This window comes from Antarctobacter sp. (genome assembly GCF_034670325.1).
GTDB lineage: Bacteria > Pseudomonadota > Alphaproteobacteria > Rhodobacterales > Rhodobacteraceae > Antarctobacter.
On sequence record NZ_JAXMNR010000005.1, the window covers coordinates 409,344 to 427,700 of the forward strand.

Genomic DNA, 18,357 nt, shown 5'->3' on the forward strand with positions numbered 1-18,357 from the left:
AGACCCGCCCGGCGGCGTTAGACACCCCCGGCGTTGCGAACCCGCTCGCTCAGAACCCAACTGCCGGGGCTTTCCTCGGCCAACCGCGCCATCACCGCTGCGACCTCGTCCCAGCCAAGTTCCTCAGCCGCCTGCATCGGCCCACCTCGCCAACGCGGAAAGGCATAGCCGTGGATCTGCACCATATCGACGGCGGCCTCTGTCTCGGCGATCCCTTCCTCGACAATCCGCGCGCCCTCATTGGCCAGAACCGACAGGATACGCGCCACGATCTCCTCGCGGTCAAAGCTGCGGCGCGTGATGCCTTGCACCTTGGAATACCCGACAATCACCGCCTCGACCTCTGCCGACGGGCGCGGGTTGCGGTCCCCCTCGACGTAGTCATACCAGCCCTTTCCGCTGCGCTGGCCCAGCCTGTCCGCCTCGCAGATTTGATCTGAGATGGTGACATACCGCAGCGCCGGATCGCGCGTGGACGCCTGCCGCTTGCGGTTGGCCCAGGCGATCTGCAACCCCGTCAGGTCCTGCAATTCGAATGGTCCCATCGGGAAACCGATCTCCCGCGCGGCGGCGTCCACTTCTTGCGGCAGCGCCCCGTCGGCCAGCATGTATTCCGCCACCCGCCGATATTCCGCCAACATCCGGTTGCCGATGAACCCGTCGCAGATGCCCGCCAGAACCGACACCTTGCGCAGCCGTTTGCCAAAGGCAAAGCCGGTCGCCAGCACATCGGTCGAGGTGTCGGGCAACGCCACGATCTCCAGCAGTTTCATCACATGCGCAGGTGAGAAGAAATGCAGCCCAAGGCAGCGTGACTGGTTGGGAATACCATCAAAGATTTCGCTCGGGTCGATGTAGGAGGTGTTGGTGCCAAGGATCGTGTCCGGCGACACCACGTCGGCCAATTGCCGGAACACCGCGCGCTTGACCTCAAGGTCTTCAAACACTGCCTCGACTGCCAGATCGACATCCGCCGCATCCGCATAGTCCGCCGTCGCCGTGAACCGCGCTTTCTGCTCTGCCGCCTTTGCCTCGCTCAGTTTGCCGCGCTTGACGGCACCGTCGATCAACCCGGCAACGCGGTCCGCTGCGCAGGCCGCCGCCTGCGCATCGCGTTCGATCAAAACAACCTCCAGCCCACCGCCAAGGCTCGCCACCGCAATGCCTGCGCCCATCAGGCCACCGCCGACAACGGCAATCCGTTTCAGGTCACGCGGAACGGCCCCCTCTGCCGCCTTGGGGCGCGCCACGTCTCGTTCGGCAAAAAAGGCATGGCGCAAGGCGCGGCTTTCGGCGCTTTGCCGCAACTCCAGATGCAACTTGCGCTCTTTGGGTTGGCCATCGGAAAACGGCAGATAGGCCCATTGCAGCGCGTCGATATTCAACAGGGGCGAGGCCTGCCCGCGCGCGCGCTTGGCGACCGCCGCGCGCTTGGCCTCCAGCGTCTCGGCACTGATTGGCGCGGCCTCACGTTCGGAAACCTTGCCCGGTCGGACGGGCAACTCCGCCGCAAACCCGCGCGCGGCCGCCGTAAGATCGCCTTCAGCGACCAAATCCAGACCGCCCAGCCCAAGCAGCGCATCGGCGTCGAGCATCATGCCAGAGGCCGCCATATCAATGGCCGCCTCCATCCCGATCAGGCGCGGCGCGCGTTGGGTCCCGCCCGCACCGGGGATCAAGCCCACGTTGACCTCTGGCAGACCAAACCGCGTCCCTTTTGCCGCGATCCGCCACGCACAGCCCAAAGCAATCTCAAACCCGCCACCCAGGACATTGCCCTGCATCACCGCCACAAACGGCGTCCCGCTGTCCTCGATCATCTGCACCACGTCTGGCAGATGCGGCTCTACCGGGGGCGCATCGAATTCCGACATGTCGCCGCCCGCGACAAATGTCTTGCCCGCACAGGTCAGGATCGCGACCCGCGCGCCCTGAACCTCAGCCACGGCCCGCGCCAATCCGGCCCTCACTGCCGTGCTGGTCGCGTTGACGGGGGGGTTATCGATGGTGACCCAGGCAAGATCGCCTTCGCGGGTGACGGAAACGGGGCTGTCAGTGGTCATTGTGCGGACTCCTCTCCTCGCCCCTGCCTTGGGCGTCTGCCCAAGGACGTAGCCCAAACGACCGGTCGGTTAAAGGTGTTCAACCACCATAGGGCGTCATTGCCTCCGCGATGCGCGCGCGAGTGCTGTCGACCGCCTCTGCCTTGACCGGACCAAAGCCTCGGATGTCCATGACCAGACCCGCAATGCGCGCGGCCTCCTCCCGGTTGTCGACCGTCAGCCCGGCTACCAACCGTTCCAACAGCGTGCGATACTCCGCGATCAAGGCCCGCTCCATCCGGCGTTCTTCGGTCCGGCCAAAGATGTCCCAAGCGGTGCCGCGCAGGCCTTTCATCCGCGCCAACTGCCGGAACGCCACCTGCACCCAGGGCCCAAATGCCCGCTTGAGGGGACGCCCGCGCGCGTCCACGCCTTTGGACAGCATCGGCGGGGCAAGATGGTGTTTGACGGTAAAGTCACCCTCAAACCGGTCCTTCAACCCGTCCAGAAACCCGGTCTGGGTGTGCAACCGGGCGACCTCATATTCATCCTTGTAGGACATCAGCTTGAACAGGCCCTTGGCCGCCGCCTCCGTCAGCGCGCCCGGCGCACCTGCCACCTGCATTTCTGCGGCGATCACCGGGGCAAGCGTATCGCGATAGTCCTGCGCCCAAGCATCATTTTGATAGTCCACCAGAAACGCCGCCCGGCGGTCGATCATCTGCTCCAGCGACTGCACCGGCTGCGCCTGCGTGCCTGCAATCCGCTCAACTGCCTGCGGATCATGGACCGCCACCCGGCCCCAATGGAACGCCTGCTTGTTCACATCGGGTTTGACACCGTTCAGGTCTATCGCCCGCATCAGCGACGCCTCGGACAGTGGCACCAGACCCGCCTGCCATGCCGCGCCCAGCATCAACACGTTGGCAAAAACCGTATCGCCCAACAGCGCCTCTGACAGCGCATTGGCATCCAGCCCGTGCAGCGCCGCCCTGTCCACAGCCGCCCCGATCCGCGCCAGCCGCTCACCGGCCTTCAGGTCCGCGTCGCGGTTGCGGGTGAAATCCCCCGTCGGCATCAGCGCAGTGTTCACCACGCCGCGCGTATGGCCCGCGCGATACGTCATCGAGGCTTTGGGAGAGGAACTGACCACCAGATCACAGCCAATCAACGCATCCGCCGAAGACGGCTCAATCCGCGCCTGATTGACCTCCTGCGGCGTCGACGACATGCGCAGATAGCTCAGCACCGGGCCAAATTTCTGCGCAAAACCCATAAAGTCCAGCACGCTGGCGCCTTTGCCCTCAAGGTTTGCCGCCATGGCGATCAACTGACCGACGGTGACGACGCCCGTGCCGCCAACCCCCGTCACCAGAATGTCCCAAGGTGCGTCCAGCGACGGCAGCACAGGGGCAGGCAACCCCGTTTGCAATTCTGCCAATTGCGCCTCGGACACCCCCCGCCCCTTCTTCAAGGTCGCACCCTCGACGGTGACAAAGCTGGGGCAGAACCCGTTCACACAGGTGAAATCCTTGTTGCAGGAGTTCAGGTTGATCTGCCGCTTGCGGCCAAATTCCGTCTCCAGCGGCTCGACACTCAGGCAGTTCGATTCCACTCCGCAATCGCCACACCCCTCGCAGACCAGCGGGTTGATCACGGCAAACTTCGCAGGGTCTTCCATCTTGCCGCGCTTGCGCAAACGCCGCTTTTCCGTCGCGCAGGTCTGCTGATAGATCAGCACGGTCGTACCGGGGATCTCGCGCAATTCCCGCTGAACGCGGTCCATCTCACGCCGGTGCTCGATCGCCACGCCCGCAGGCAGGTCCGCCGCGTGGAAATGCTCGGGCTGATCCGACACCACGACCACCCGCTTTGCCCCCTCGGCCAGAACCGAATGGGCAATCGCCTCAACCGAGATCGGCCCGTCCACCGTCTGCCCGCCGGTCATCGCCACCGCGTCGTTGAACAGTATCTTATAGGTGATGTTGGTGCCCGCCGCGATGGCCTGCCGCACCGCCAAGGACCCTGAATGATAGTACGTCCCCTCGCCAAGATTCTGGAACACATGCCGGTTGCCGTTGAACTTGGACCGCGCGACCCAGTTCACACCCTCACCGCCCATCTGGATCAGTGAGGTCGTGTTGCGGTCCATCCAACTGGCCATGAAGTGACAGCCAATGCCCGCCAGCGCCTCACTGCCATCAGGCACCTTGGTCGAGGTATTGTGCGGACAGCCCGAGCAGAAGTAGGGCGTCCGCGCGGCCCCCGGCACCTCGATCAGGTTCGGCGGCGGCACCAGCCCCTCGGCCCGTTCCGTAAGCGATGTGCCAAGGTTCAAATCCAACCGCTGCGCGATGATCCGCGCCAGCATCAAAGCGCCCAGTTCATGTGTCCACGGCACCAGCCGCGCGCCATGCTCATCGCGCTTACCGACCATTCGTTGCGGTTTCTGGCCGGGGAAGTCGTAGAAATACTCCTTGAGCTGGCTCTCGATGATGCCGCGCTTTTCCTCGATCACAAGCAGTTCCTGCTTGCCTGCGGCAAAGGCCAACGCGCCCACATCTTCCAGCGGCCAGACCATGCCAACCTTGTAAATGTCGATGCCCAGTTCGCGCGCCGCCGCCTCATCCAACCCCAACAGGCGCAGCGCCTCCAGCGTGTCCAGATGCGCCTTGCCGGTGGTCACAATACCGAACCGGGCCTCATGCCCCCATTCCGCCCGGTCAATCGGATTGGCGCGGGCAAAGGCCAGCACGGCGTTCTTTTTCGCCTCCATCCGCTCTTCGATCTGCGGCCCCGGCAGGTCGGGCCAGCGGTAATGCAACCCTGTCTTCGGCGGGGTAAACTCAGGTGCCACAAAGTCACGATCTACCGGCAAATCAAACGACATGCCGGATTCAACCGTCTCGGAAATCGCCTTGAACCCGACCCACATCCCGGAAAACCGTGAGAGCGCATAGCCCCACTCCCCGAACGGCAGGAACTCGGCCACATTGGTCGGGTTCAGCGTTGGCATGAAAAAGTTCATGAATGCCACGTCGGATTGATGCGGCATCGACGACGACACACAGCCATGATCGTCGCCCGCCACCACCAACACACCGCCCTTGGGCGAGGCACCATAGGCATTGCCGTGCTTCAACGCATCCGCTGCCCGGTCCACCCCCGGTCCCTTGCCGTACCACAGGCCAAACACTGCCTCGCAAGTCTTGTGGGGATCCGTCTCAACCTGCTGGGTGCCAATCATCTGGGTTGCGCCGAATTCCTCGTTGACCGCAGGCAGAAAGGTGATGCCTTCGTCTTCGACCAGCCGCGCGTTGCGTCCCACCTCCAGATCAATGCCGCCCACCGGCGACCCGCGATACCCAGAGACATAGCCCCGCGTATCCAGACCCCGCTCCCGGTCTCGCCGGGCCTGATCCAGCGCAATCCGCACAATGGCCTGCGTGCCAGTCAGGAACACCCGCCCCTGCAACCGCGTGTAACGGTCTTCCAAGGTGTAGTCGGTCAGAATCGGAGTCAAATCGGTCATGGCACCCTCTCATGGCTGGATGGGCGATTTTCGCGTTTAATGCTGAATATTGGCTGCCAAACTTGCAGCAATCCGCCAATAATTGCAGAGTACATTTCATCCACCCGAAAATGGTGAGAGATTTGCCTCAAATAACAGACCTCGACCGCCGCATCCTTGCCGTTTTGCAAAAAGACGCGTCTGGCAGCATGCAGGAGCTTGCCGATTCTGTGAACAGTTCGCCCGCGACCTGCTGGCGTCGGCTCAAGAGTCTCGAGGAACGCGGCGTGATCGGCACCCCGGTGCGCCATGTGACACCCGCCGCCGTGGGTCTTGGCATGGATGCCTTTGTGCAGGTGCGGATGAAATCACAGGATTCCCGCGCCCGCGCCGAATTTCAGCGCGCGATGGAGGTGGAACCGGCCATAACAGAGGTCTATTCGATCTCAGGCGAATGGGACTACCTGCTGCATCTCCTTGTGCGCGACATCGCCGATCTGGAATCCATCCTGATGCGCCATGTCCTCGAACACCCCAATGTCGCAGGCACCGCCACGATGTTCGTCCTGCGCCGGATCAAGCAGGGCACCGAGGTTCCCCTCACCGCCTGACCCCCGGGCTTCTTCTTGGCACAAATAATCCGGGGGAGGCGCCTTTGGCGACGGGGGCAGCGCCCCCTCACCTGAGCACAAGGCCAAAGGCCGTAGTGCGAGACACCCTGCGCGCGCGTCAGCGCGCTCCGCATGATTGCGCCCGCTCAGCCGTCCTGTTCCGCCGCTGCCACGTTCTTCTTTACCGCCAGAAAACTGTCCGGCGTAACAGAAATGGAATCGATCCCCGCCTCCACCAGCAGACGCGCAAAACCCGGATCGTTGCTGGGGGCTTGCCCGCAAAGCCCGATCTTGCGCCCCGCCGCGCGCGCCTTGCCAATCACTGTCTGGATCATCCACAGCACCGCCGGGTCCCGCTCGTTGAACAACCCGGCCAGCGCGGCGGAATCCCGGTCGACCCCCAGCGTCAACTGGGTCAGGTCGTTGGACCCGATGGAAAAACCGTCGAACCGCTCGGCGAACTTCTCCGCCTCGATCACGTTCGACGGGATTTCGCACATCACGTAGACCTGCAGCCCCTTCTCCCCACGTGCCAGCCCTTGTTCGCCCATGACTTCCAGCACCCGGTCGGCCTCGTCCACGGTCCGGCAAAAGGGGATCATGACCACGACATTGTCGAAGCCCATCTCCTCTCGCAACCGCCGGATCGCCCGGCATTCCAGCGCAAAACCATCCTTGTAGTCATCGGAATAATAGCGCGACGCGCCCCGGAACCCGATCATCGGGTTTTCTTCCTCCGGCTCGAAACTGCGCCCCCCCAGCAGGTCGGCGTATTCATTGGTCTTAAAGTCGCTCATCCGCACGATGACCGGACGCGGATACCAGACCGCCGCGATGCGCGAGAGCCCGCGCGCCAGCGTCTCGACAAAGTAATCCTCCCGCGCCGCGTACCCTTTGGTCAGCGCGTCAATCGCCGCGCGCTCTTCGTCCGTTCCCATCTGATCATAGCGGGTCAGGGCCAGCGGATGTGCCTTGACCTCGTTCGAGACCACAAATTCCATCCGCGCCAGCCCGACGCCATCCACCGGCAACCGCCACCAGCGCGCGGCAGTGGACGGGTTGGCGATGTTCAGCATCACCTGCGTGCGCGTCTCTGGCACATGCTCCAGATCCAACTCTTCGACCGTCACCTCGGCCAATCCGGCGTAGATCATCCCTTCTTCGCCCTCGGCACAAGAAACGGTGACAAGCTGGTGGTCGTGCAGGACATGGGTCGCGTTTCCGGTGCCGACCACCGCCGGCACCCCCAACTCGCGGCTGACTATGGCGGCATGGGATGTCCGCCCGCCATGATCCGTGACGATGGTGGCGGCGCGTTTCATCACCGGCACCCAATCCGGGTCGGTGGTCGATGTCACCAGAACCGATCCATCCACAAAGCGGTCGATGTCCGCCGCGCTTTCGATGATGCAGACTTCGCCACTGGCCACCGCCCCGCCGACGCTGAGCCCCTTCAGCAGCGTGTCGCCATGGCTGTCCAGCCGATAGCTTTTCATGGCACCGGCCCCCCGGCGCGACTGCACCGTCTCAGGCCGCGCCTGCACGATGTACAACTGCCCGTCCAGCCCGTCGCGCGCCCATTCCATATCCATCGGACAGCCGTAGTGCTGTTCGATCTCCACCGCCGCCCGCGCCAGTTCAAGGATTTCGGCATTCGTCAGGACAAAGCTTTCTTTCTCCGCCTTCGAGGTCGGCACGTTGCGCGTCGCCATGCCCGCACTTGTGCCATAGATCATCTTGATCTCTTTCGCGCCCAGCGCCTTGTGCGTGATCGGGCATAAGTCGCGCCGGTCAAGAAACGGCTTGTAGACCTGATATTCATCCGGGCTGACCGCGCCCTGCACCACGTTTTCGCCCAGACCCCAGGCCGCATTGATCAGCACCGTCTTGTCAAAGCCGCTTTCCGTGTCGATCGAGAACATCACTCCGGACCCGGAGATATCCGAGCGCACCATCAACTGGACACCGATAGACAGCGCCACCTCCAGATGGTCGAACCCGTTGATTTCGCGGTAGGTGATCGCCCGATCAGTGAACAGCGAGGCATAGCAGCGACGGCAGGCCAATAGCAGCGCGCGCTCCCCTGTCACGTTCAGAAATGTCTCTTGCTGACCGGCAAAACTGGCGTCCGGCAAATCCTCGGCGGTGGCGGACGACCGCACCGCGACCGACGGGTTCTCGCGCCCCAAACGGCGGCCCAACTCGCGGTAGGCGTTCAGAATATCGGTCTCGATCTCAGTCGGGAAACTCCCGGTGGCCAGCGTCTCGCGGATTGCGCGCCCCGCCTGCGCCAACGTCCTTTGCCCCGCTGCCAACGCGTCCAGTTCCTGCCGCAGAACCTCACCAAAGGCATTCGCCTCGATAAAGGTGCGATACGCCTGCGAGGTGGTCGCGAACCCCGGCGGCACGCGGATGCGGCTGGCATCCAGCGACTGCACCATTTCCCCCAGTGAGGCGTTCTTGCCACCGACAAGGGCGACATCCCCCCGCTTGAGATGCTCGAACCAGATCAGGTTCCGCGTGTCCCCGCCGTTCTCATGCGCCATCGGTCAATCCTCCCTAGATTGACCGAGAGCCTAGCCAAAGCCGCCGCCGCTTCGTTGATTCAGGTCAACGCGGTGCTTGCGAAATACCCCGCGTGCGCGACCCACGGGCGAATTTCAACACCTCCGGCACCACAATCAGGGGCAAGGCCAGCAACCCAAGCACCTGCAACTGCTCCAGCGACAGCGGAACAGTGTGCAACAGGTTTTGCAGCGGCGGCCAGTAGACCGCCGCCACCTGAGCCCCCATCATGGCGGCAAAGGCGATCAGCAGGGGCCGGTTGGAAAAGAACCCGATGCGGAACAGCGGCAGGCGGAACGACCGAAAGGCAAAGACGCTGACCTTTTCGAACAGCACCATGCCGGTAAAGGCCATTGTGCGCGCCAGATCCGCACCCTCGGGCAGGTGTGTGTAGAAAAGCCAAAGGCTGGCGCTGCCAGTGTAGATGCCGAAACAGACGATCATCACCAACCCGGTTGCATCGAGGATCGGGTGATCCTTGGGCACCGGAGGCTGGGCCATCACATCGGGAGCGGCCTTTTCCATGCCCAGTGCCACCGCCGTCACCCCGTCGGTGACAAGGTTCATCCACAGGATCTGCGTTGCCAGAAAGATCAGCGGCCCACCAAGGAAAAGGTTGATCACAATGGCCACCACCTCACCCGCGTTCGACGACAGCAGGTAGCGCACGAACCGCTGGATGTTGGCGAATTGGCGGCGGCCTTCCTCGACCGCGCCGACAATGGTTGCAAAGTTGTCGTCCAGCAGCACCAGATCGCTGGCATCCTTGGCCACATCGGTGCCGCGCTGGCCCATGGCGATACCGATGTCGGCCTGCCGCAGCGCGGGCGCATCGTTCACCCCGTCGCCGGTCATGGCAACAAGGTTTCCCCGTTGTTGCAACATTTCGACCAGGCGCATCTTGTGCGCGGGGGCGGTGCGGGCGAAATGCGTGTTGCCGTTCAGCTTTTCCTGAAGCTCGTCGTCCGATAGCGCATCAAGGTCGGCCCCGGTCAGTACGCTGTGCACCTCCAGCCCGATCTCACGGGCGATGGCCGCCGCCGTCAAGGGCGCGTCGCCGGTGATCATCACCACACGGATACCGGCGCTGCGGCACAGTCCGACGGCCTGTCGCACTTCGGGGCGCGGCGGATCGATCATCCCGACGATCCCCAGAAAGACCAACCCGTGTTCCTCGGCCATCGGATCGTCGACAATGCGCCGCGCAAAGCCTAGCAACCGGCGCCCGTCCGAGGCCATGTCCGCTGCCACGCGCTCTATCTCGGCGCGGTCTTCCGGCGTCAACGCCTGCGCCGTGCCATCCAGCCCCTGTACCCGGTCGCAGACATCCAGCACCGATTCCGGTGCGCCCTTGACCATCTGCACAAGATGCTCACCACGTTGCATCACCACGCTCATCCGCTTGCGATCCGCGTCAAAGGGGATTTCGGCCAGACGGTCGGCGACATCGGGCAGACGCGCCCAGCCTTTGAACGCCAGCGTGACCAGCGCGCCTTCGGTCGGGTCGCCGACCATGCGCCACCCGTCGCCGATGCGCGACAGTTCGGCGTGGTTGCACGACAGGCCGACGTCGATCAACTCTGCCAGCCGTGCGTCGTCCGCGGTGCGCACCCGGGTGCCGTCGGTGGCAATATGCCCGGCGGGATCATAACCGGTGCCCGACACATCGTAGCTGCGCGCCGGTGTCCAGACCCGCGTTACCGTCATCGCGTTTTCGGTCAGGGTGCCGGTCTTGTCGGTGCAGATGACAGTCGCAGCGCCCAGTGTTTCGACCGCCTGTAACCGCCGCACCAGCGACTGCCGCCGCAACATCGCCGAGGCCCCCAGCGCCAGCGTGATCGTCACCACCGCAGGCAGGCCTTCGGGCACCATGGCCACCGCCAGCGCGATCGAGGTCAGGAACATTTCCTGCAACGGGCGGCCCGTCATCAGCCCCGCCACCAGCACCAGCGCCGCAAGCCCTACGGCGACCCCGCCAAGCAGCCGGGCAAGGCGGCCAAGCTGTGCCTGAAGATGAGTCTGCCCGACATCTATAGAGGCGGTCAATTCCGCGATATTGCCGAACTCGGTCTTTGACCCGGTGGCATGCACCACGCCTTCGGCGCGGCCCGCCACTACGTTCGACCCCATGAACAGGCGCGTCGCCTCGTCCCCCAGCGTCTTGTCCACTGGCACCGATTCACCGGTCAGGATGCTTTCATCGACCTTCAGCCGCATCCCCGTAGTCAGCACCAGATCCGCAGGCACCTTGTCGCCACCCTCGAGGATCACAAGGTCACCCGGCACAATCTGTCGCGTGTCGATCATCACCTGCGCGCCGTCGCGAACAACGCGCGCCTCGGTCGCCAGCATGTTCTTGAGCGCTGCCAACGCCGTCTCGGTCCGCCATTCCTGCGCAAAGCCCAGGATGCCGTTCAGCACGACAACCAGCATGATCGCAATCGCATCGACCGTTTCCCCCAAGGCGGCTGCAATTGCTGCGGCGACAATCAGCATCAGGATGAGCAGGCTGGTGAACTGCCGAGCCAGAATGGTCCAGCGCGAGGTTGGTTTCTTTTCGGCCAACTGGTTGGGGCCGACCTCTTGCAAGCGGCGTGCGGCCTCTTGCGTCGTCAGCCCATAGCTTTTGTCGCCCGTCATGCCAATTGCTCCTGTCCCGCCTGTCTGTCGTATCCCGAAAGGACCGCCGCCTGTCCCGCACCCTAGACACAGCCATCGGCGATCTGTTTGACGTGCGTCAAGCAACCGATGACGCATGGCCGCTATGCCGTCGCTTGCAGGACAGGCCAAACTTGATCCATGTCATCGGGAATTCATCGCCCAACGCCTAGGGTCGTCCCTGACATCTCGTGCTGCGCGCCACGGCTGCCCGCGTCAGGGGCGGCATGTGACCCCACGCCTCAGCGGCCGCGTGGGGTGATTGGCTGTCGCACATTGGCACTGCGCCAGTGTCCAATATGTTGCAGAAATGAGCCTGACAGGGCTAGCTAGGTCCCAAAAACAGGAGAGAATGCCTTGAACAAGAACTTCATGCTGGGGGCTTTGGTCACTGCGGGCGCGGTTCTTTTGATACCGGGTGTGGCGCAGGCCGTCGGGCGCGCGGGACGCCCCCTCGCCCGTGCGGCGATGCGCACCGGCAGCACCGCCTTTTCCGAGTTCAGCAAAGCCGGTGCCGAGGCCTATGAACACTTTGAGGACATCGCCGCCGAAATCCGCGAAGAAATGGAGGCAGAGCGCCGCGAGGCCGCAGAGGCCACGGCCCAAGACGGCCATGCCGACTAATGTCACGCCGCATCCCGCGCGGTACACGGTCAAGGCTTATGTCGCCCACCAGACCGGCCACCGGCTGCGTCTGCGCCTGACCGCGCCGCCCGGTGGCGACTCAGGCGAACTGGCCAATCGGCTGGCGCGGGTCGATGGCGCCCACCGCGTGCGCATCCGCCCCAACACCGCCAGCGTGATCATCGATACACTGGTTCCGACGGAAACGGTTTTGCAGACGCTTCAGGACAGCGGACTGGTCAAGATACTTGCACCGCTCAAACATCCTCCGCTGGGTCAGGTGATAGACCTTGGTCTTGCGCAGGCGGATATGGCGATTGGCAATCAGACCGACGGCGCGCTTGACCTGCGCACCTTGATCGCGCTGATGCTGGCCGCCGGGGCGGTTGTTCAACTGACTCGCGGGCGCATCGCCAGTCCAGCGGCCTCGCTCGCCATGTCCGCCTACTCACTGTTGTCGCGGCGCAAGTGACATCGCCTTGTCAGCGGGCCACGTTCCGGGCCTGACCCGGGGCCTCTGCCTGCCCCACGAGGCCCCGGATCAGGTCCGGGGCGGAATATGCGCCACGCAATCCAACGGTCGACATGCCCCTATGGCGCACCTTCACCCCAGTTCTGCCGCCAAGGTCGGCGCATCCCAAGGCGTCTGCAGATCGTCCCGCCCGATCTGCCCGTAAGTGGCCAGCCGCTGGTAGAACCGCCCCTCACGAGCTGCCGGAAGATCCCACAGGCCAAACCGTTCGACCATCGCGACAAGGCGAAAATCGATCTTCGCAGTCAGCAAGCGCCTGATCTCGGCGTCTGGCATCGACCCGCTGTCGTGGCAATCCACCTCGATGCTCGCCGGGGCCGCATCGCCGGGGATGTAAGACAACTGCACCTCACATTCGCGCGCCAGTCCTGCAGCCACCACCCCCCGCGCTGCGTGGCGTGCCGCGTAATCCGCCACACGGTCAATACGCGACGGGTCCTTGCCGCTGAGAGCCGACCCGCTGTGTCGCACAAACGCGCCATAGCTATCCTCGCCGGTCTTACGTCCTGTCAGGCCGGTATGCACCGCGGGCCCGCCCGGGCCATTTTGGGCCTGCACCGACAGGCGCAGCCCCTCGGCCTGTGCCAGCCCCTGCCTCGCCACAACCGGCGCAATGACCTCGTCGCGCAGGATCGACGCGATGCTTTCTTCCGACATCGCCTCCACCGTGCCAAGGCTCAGCGCCACCGCTGTCACCTGAACCGGGCGGCGATCCTCAAACCGCACGGCGACCTGCGCCTTGGCGTCGGGCAAGAGCCATCCCAGCCGCCCGCTTGCCCGCGCGCTGTCCAGTCCAGCGGCCAGCCCGCGCGCCAGCATCACCGGCGCGGGCATCGCGCCCGGCCCCTCGCAGGCATAGCCGATTGCCGTCACCATGTGCCGCGCAATACCTGCGGACAGAAGATCCGCGCTCATCGTCTCATCCCGGGACAGGTCTAAAATGACAGACATCCGGTCCTCGTCGATGCCATCATAGCCCGCAGCACCTACGACCCTCCGCACCAGTTGCGCCGCATCCACCGGCGCCGCCGCACCAGAGCGCACCGACAGGAAGGCCACGCCAGAGGCAAGCGCGCATTCGGCATTCACCCCGTCGCGCGCGCCCTCGGCCAACCACGCATCGACCACCGCATCGCTGATCTGATCGCAAAGCTTGTCGGGGTGGCCCATCGTCACCGCGTCCGAGGCCATGACGAAATTCTTCATGGCTGTCCCTCCACTTCATCCAGTCCCAACACCACGCCCCGCCGCAACAGCACCATCGCCGCCGGGGCCACCGCGCCCCCTAGCGCCACCGCCACGGCCCCCGGGCCGATGGGCGCAATCCCCATCAACCGCCGCAGGGGCGGTACAAAGAACGGCAGAACCGCCAGCCCGATCGACACCAGCACCGCGCTGTCCAGCGCCCGGTTCTCCAGCAGTTTGCCGGGCCGCAGGTGGCGTACATCTGACCGCTGACAGAACAGCGTATACAAAAGCTGCCCCAGAGACAGTGACAGATAGGTCATGCTGCGCGTCTCGGGTCCCGGACCATAACGCGCCAAACCGATAAAATGAGAGGTCAGCGCCGCGACGGTGATCCCGGTCGTGTCCATGATCATCCGGCGAAAGTGATGCGGCGGAATGATCGGCTCTTCCGGGCTGCGCGGGGGCTGGTCCAGCACGTCGTGGTCCGGATCCGCCAGCGCCAGCCCCAGTCCCGGCAGCACATCGCTGACAAGGTTGATCCAGAGCAGTTCCATCGGGGTTTCCAACTCACCCGGCCCATGCGCCGCCTCGACAATGCCCACCGCGATTTCGGACATGTTGGAGGCGATCAGGAATTCCAGCGCGCGGCGGATGTTGCGATAGATTGTCCGCCCCTGCGCCACAGCGTCGGCCAGCGTGGCCAGTTCATCGTCTCGCACGACCACATTGGCGACCTCGCGCGCCAGATCGGTACCGCTGGCACCCATGGCGATGCCCACATCGGCGGTCTTGAGCGCGGGGCTGTCGTTGACCCCGTCGCCGGTCATACCCACCACCGCGCCCGACCGCTGCAAAGCGCGGATGATGGCCTGCTTGTGCTCGGCGCTGACGCGGGAAAAAACATGGGTTTCGCGCGCCACCGCGCTTAGCAGATCGGGCGGTATCTGCCCCAGTTGCGGCGCATCGACAATGCGCAGGGGGGCGCCGTTCGACAGGTCCAGTTCCTCGGCAATCGCGCGGGCGGTGGCGGTCTGATCGCCGGTGATCATGACCGTGCGTAGCCCCGCCCGGTGCATGGCGCGCACAAATTGCGGTGCATCCGCCCGCAGCGGATCGACCATGCCCAACAGGCCATGCCACGTCAGCCCGCTTGGGGCGTCCGGGTCATCCGGCCATGGACCTTCGGCAAAACCAAGAACCCGGGCCGGCCGTCCGGCCAGCCGGTCGTTCAGCATCTGTATCTGCGCGCGATCTGACTGTGACAGAGGGCGAGTCTGCGCCCCCTCCGCCACCCGGTCGCACATCGCCAGTACATGCTCTGGCGCGCCCTTGATCACCATGAAAGGTGACGACCCCTGATGCAGCGACCCGGTCCAGGGCCGCCGCAGGTTCCGGTCCACCCGGTCCACCACCGGCACTTCCGTCAGCAGCACCTCAGGCACCTGCCCATGCGACAGCGCGAAATCCAGCATCGCGCGTTCCGTGGCCGAAGCCCCTGCCGCCTTGCCCGCCTGCACCTGTGCAAGGCTCGCCAAAGCCGCCAGCCGCGCCAGCGGCCTCAGGTCCGCCCCTGTTACGCTGTCGGCCTCTGCCGTGCCCGGTGCTGCCATCTCGACCGACAGGCGGTTCTGCGTCAGTGTCCCGGTCTTGTCGACACAGATCACCTGCATCGCGCCCAGCGCCTCGACCGCGCCCAGTTGCCGCACGAGGATGCCGCGTTTCTGCATCCGTTTCAGCCCCAGCGACATGGTTGTCGTCGCCACCACCGGCAGCCCCTCCGGCACCGCCGCCACGGCCAGCGCCAGAGTGTCTTTCAGGATCTCGGTCAGCGCCAGCCCCCGCGCCCAACCGACGCCAAAGAACAGCGCGCAGGCTGCCAGCGACAGCTTGGCCAGCCGTTCGCCCAGCGCGTCCAGTTCCACCTCGACCGGCGCGCGCGGACGTTCCGCCTTGCCGCTCAGCAGCGCGATGCGCGCGGCGGCGGTCTGCACCCCTGTCGCCACCACCAACGCCTTGCCATAGCCCTCTGTCACCAGCGTTCCGGCATGTAGCATGTTGGGCCGCGCTCCGGTCGGCGCATCGGCGGTCACGACCGCATCATGCCGCTTGCGCACCGCTTCGGATTCACCGGTCAGTACGGATTCGTCGACCATCAGCCGATCATCCGAGATCAGCCGCGCATCCGCCCCGATCTGAACGCCAGGACGGGCCAGAATGATCTCTCCGGGCACCAGCGACCGGCCCGGCACCAGCACCTCCTGCCCCTCGCGCAGCACCGGCACCTTGGTGCCTGAGACATCCATCAGGCTGTTGATCGCGGCCTCTGCCTGCCCTTCGGTGACGTAGCCAAAGACCGCGTTGAGCGCGACAACCGTCAGGGTCGCCACCGCATCCGCCACGCCCCCGCTGGCCAGCGACACGGCCGAGGACACGCCCAGCATCCCCACCGGCAGCGATTGGAACTGCCGCGCAAAGACCCCCAGTTGCGAGCGATGCTCTTCTTCCGGCAGGCGGTTGCCCCCGTAGCGCGCCAGCCGGTCCGCCGCGTCTTTCTCGGTCAGTCCCAAACCCCCGTCCGCCCCAAGCCGCGACAGCAACACAGACACCGGCAGCGCAAGATCGGCCTCTTGTGCCGGGGCCGCCGCAGGGGCTTGCACGTCTTCGCCGGCCAGTGCCCGCAGCAGACTTTGCTTCACCAAGCCCACCAATTCGGCCAGTGCGACGTCGGCGCAGCGTTGCAGGATCACACTGCCCGTGGCAGCCCGCACCTCAACCGCAAGGCAAAGCGCGCTCACCGCCAGCAACGACTCCAGACGATGGCACAGATCGGGCGCGTGCTTGATCCCGCCCACGCGCAGGCGGACACGGCCTTGTGCTGTCTCATGTATGACCTGAATACCGCTGGCGAGGCTCATGCCGCCCCGTCCGCAGCCGGCACGCCAATCCCCAAGGCGCGGCATCCGGCGGCAAGCGTCTGATCGGCATCACCCGAGGCATCGACCCGGGTCCAGCCGATCTGGCCCGCGTCCTTTGCCAGTTGAAACCGCACCACATCGGCGTCGGCGTCCGAGGCATCGCGTTCACGCGCCGCGACCCGCGCCACCAGCGTCTCTTCTTTGGCTTCCAGCCAGAGCCCGGCAAACCCGACGCCCGCTTGTGTGGCGATTTCCGCGATGGCACGCCGCTCATTCTCACGCAGAAACACCGCATCCACGATCACCGACTGCCCCGCGTTCAGGGCCTCTCGCGCCAGCGCAACCATCCGGTCATAGACTTGTGCGTTGATTTCCGGCGTGTAGGCGGTCGCCTCCAGCGGTATGAGCGGATCGACCCCGCACAGCGCCTTGCGGATCAGGTCGCTGCGAAGGTGCACAGCCCCCGGGGCCACCCCTAACAAGGGCGCTAGCCCCCGCGCCACGGTCGTCTTTCCGGTCCCCGACAAGCCGCCAACCGCCACCAGCCGCGCGGGCACCGGTTCCAGAGCGCGACAGGCATCGTCCAGATAGCGTCGCGCATCCGCCAACAAATCCTCACAGCCGCCCTGCGCCCGCGCCGTCTGAACCGACACCATGGCGCTGATCGCCGCCCGCACCGCCAGAAACAGCGACAAGGCGGCCAGACCACTGAAATGCGCGCCCGTTGCCGCGCGTAACAGATAGCGGTTGAGCGCCGCATTCGCCGCCCCCGCCAGCCCGCGATGCCGCAGGTCCATCAGCAGGAAGGCAAGGTCGTACAGCACGTCGCAGGTGCCCAAGTCCTCACTGAACTCCAGCGCATCGAAGGGCACCGGGACACCGTCAATTAGCACAATATTTCGCAGGTGCAGGTCGCCGTGACAGCGGCGCACATGCCCCTGCGCAGCGCGCTGATCCAATAGGGCCCCCTGCCGCGACAAAGCCGCATTCGCACGCGCCAGAAACGTACCAATCCCGTCCTGCGGCAAATCCCCCGACATGCCGGAAAACTCGCGTCCCAACTCTGCCAGAATATCGGCCATCCGGCGTGCGCCGTCTGCCCCCTCATGCACCACAGCGCGTGCATGATAGCGCGCGATGCTGTCGCCCAGCGTCTCGGCCATCTCACGGTCCAGCGCCCCCGTCGCGGCGACCCGGTCCAGTTGATCCGCGTCTGGGAACCGCGCCATCCGCAGGACCCACTCGACAACCTCACCTGATCCGCCGACAGACAAAGCGCCGTCAGCCCGCGTGATGGCAACGACATCGCGATAAATCGACGGCGCGGCGGGGGTGTTCAGCTCCAACTCACGCGCTAACGATGCCCGCCGCCGGTCCAGCGTCGAATAATCAAGGTAGTCATAGCGCACGGCGCGCTTGATCTTGAACGCCTCTTCGCCGCCCAGAAACACGTAGGCCCCGTGCGTTTGCACCACATCGACGGCCTCCGCGCCACAATAGAGCGCGGGCTGCTTCAGAAAGGCGATAACCTCGTCCTGATCTGCCATCTTGGCGCGGGCCTCTTGTTCTGCGACGTCGGGCAGCGCCCGTTCCCGTTCATCCCACGCCTGACGGATTGCTCCCTTGATCCGCATCAATCCCGGCAGGGCAGTGCCGCTTTTCGCCCGCCCCGATGGTCCGGCACCCAAACCGAAGTCTACGCGCATCGTCA

General features: G+C 64.8%; 10 protein-coding genes. 3 read left to right on the forward strand and 7 right to left on the reverse strand.

Features of this window, described 5'->3' with window-relative positions; genetic code table 11:
• Nucleotides 1-17: 17 nt before the first annotated feature.
• Together VOI21_RS15095 and VOI21_RS15100 are read right to left on the reverse strand one after the other, a co-directional pair.
• Nucleotides 18-2,063, reverse strand: a complete 2,046-nt coding sequence (locus VOI21_RS15095; protein WP_323770768.1) for an FAD-dependent oxidoreductase — start codon at nucleotides 2,061-2,063, stop codon at nucleotides 18-20.
• Nucleotides 2,064-2,142: 79 nt separating this feature from the next.
• Nucleotides 2,143-5,574, reverse strand: coding sequence for an indolepyruvate ferredoxin oxidoreductase family protein (locus VOI21_RS15100; protein WP_323770769.1), 3,432 nt, complete (start codon nucleotides 5,572-5,574; stop codon nucleotides 2,143-2,145).
• A 110-nt stretch (nucleotides 5,575-5,684) separates the two neighbouring features.
• Here VOI21_RS15100 and VOI21_RS15105 point away from each other — a divergent pair, with 110 nt between their 5' ends.
• Nucleotides 5,685-6,164, forward strand: coding sequence for an Lrp/AsnC family transcriptional regulator (locus tag VOI21_RS15105; RefSeq protein WP_323770770.1), 480 nt, complete (start codon nucleotides 5,685-5,687; stop codon nucleotides 6,162-6,164).
• Between the two features lie 146 nt (nucleotides 6,165-6,310).
• Here the strand turns inward: VOI21_RS15105 and ppsA are convergent, their stop codons facing one another.
• Together ppsA and VOI21_RS15115 are read right to left on the reverse strand one after the other, a co-directional pair.
• The gene (gene ppsA, locus VOI21_RS15110) at nucleotides 6,311-8,710 is read right to left on the reverse strand and encodes a phosphoenolpyruvate synthase (protein WP_323770771.1); all 2,400 of its coding nucleotides are present in this window, start codon (nucleotides 8,708-8,710) and stop codon (nucleotides 6,311-6,313) included.
• Between the two features lie 64 nt (nucleotides 8,711-8,774).
• Nucleotides 8,775-11,369, reverse strand: coding sequence for an HAD-IC family P-type ATPase (locus VOI21_RS15115; protein WP_323770772.1), 2,595 nt, complete (start codon nucleotides 11,367-11,369; stop codon nucleotides 8,775-8,777).
• A 375-nt stretch (nucleotides 11,370-11,744) separates the two neighbouring features.
• On the opposite strand from VOI21_RS15115, the gene VOI21_RS15120 reads away from it, so the two are divergent.
• Nucleotides 11,745-12,011 carry a DUF5132 domain-containing protein gene (locus VOI21_RS15120; protein ID WP_323770773.1) on the forward strand — a complete coding sequence of 89 codons (267 nt, stop codon included), beginning with the start codon at nucleotides 11,745-11,747 and terminating at the stop codon, nucleotides 12,009-12,011.
• Nucleotides 12,001-12,483 (forward strand): HMA2 domain-containing protein, encoded by a 483-nt coding sequence (locus VOI21_RS15125; RefSeq protein WP_323770774.1) that lies wholly within the window; start codon nucleotides 12,001-12,003, stop codon nucleotides 12,481-12,483. The genes VOI21_RS15120 and VOI21_RS15125 overlap by 11 nt, the downstream gene beginning before the upstream one ends.
• A gap of 132 nt (nucleotides 12,484-12,615) precedes the next feature.
• Here the strand turns inward: VOI21_RS15125 and VOI21_RS15130 are convergent, their stop codons facing one another.
• From VOI21_RS15130 to VOI21_RS15140, 3 genes are read right to left on the reverse strand one after another with little or no spacing between them, the layout of a single operon-like run.
• A complete protein-coding gene (locus VOI21_RS15130; RefSeq protein WP_323770775.1) occupies nucleotides 12,616-13,749 on the reverse strand; it encodes a methionine adenosyltransferase domain-containing protein in 1,134 nt (377 codons plus the stop codon).
• Entirely contained in the window at nucleotides 13,746-16,646 is a 2,901-nt protein-coding gene (locus VOI21_RS15135) for a cation-transporting P-type ATPase (protein ID WP_323770776.1), read from the reverse strand. Before VOI21_RS15135 ends, VOI21_RS15130 begins: the two co-directional genes overlap by 4 nt.
• Complete coding sequence (locus tag VOI21_RS15140; protein ID WP_323770777.1) at nucleotides 16,643-18,352, reverse strand: AAA family ATPase; 1,710 nt, start codon at nucleotides 18,350-18,352, stop codon at nucleotides 16,643-16,645. The genes VOI21_RS15135 and VOI21_RS15140 overlap by 4 nt, the downstream gene beginning before the upstream one ends.
• Between the last annotated feature and the right edge of the window lie 5 nt (nucleotides 18,353-18,357).

Excerpts from the sequence above, each read along its gene's own strand:
- VOI21_RS15125 (WP_323770774.1), top strand. The coding sequence starts at position 12,001 with ATGCCGACTAATGTCACGCCGCATCCCGCGCGGTACACGGTCAAGGCT.
- VOI21_RS15115 (WP_323770772.1), bottom strand. The coding sequence starts at position 11,369 with ATGACGGGCGACAAAAGCTATGGGCTGACGACGCAAGAGGCCGCACGC.
- VOI21_RS15105 (WP_323770770.1), top strand. The coding sequence starts at position 5,685 with ATGGTGAGAGATTTGCCTCAAATAACAGACCTCGACCGCCGCATCCTT.
- VOI21_RS15130 (WP_323770775.1), bottom strand. The coding sequence starts at position 13,749 with ATGAAGAATTTCGTCATGGCCTCGGACGCGGTGACGATGGGCCACCCC.
- VOI21_RS15100 (WP_323770769.1), bottom strand. The coding sequence starts at position 5,574 with ATGACCGATTTGACTCCGATTCTGACCGACTACACCTTGGAAGACCGT.
- ppsA (WP_323770771.1), bottom strand. The coding sequence starts at position 8,710 with ATGGCGCATGAGAACGGCGGGGACACGCGGAACCTGATCTGGTTCGAG.
- VOI21_RS15140 (WP_323770777.1), bottom strand. The coding sequence starts at position 18,352 with ATGCGCGTAGACTTCGGTTTGGGTGCCGGACCATCGGGGCGGGCGAAA.
- VOI21_RS15135 (WP_323770776.1), bottom strand. The coding sequence starts at position 16,646 with ATGAGCCTCGCCAGCGGTATTCAGGTCATACATGAGACAGCACAAGGC.
- VOI21_RS15095 (WP_323770768.1), bottom strand. The coding sequence starts at position 2,063 with ATGACCACTGACAGCCCCGTTTCCGTCACCCGCGAAGGCGATCTTGCC.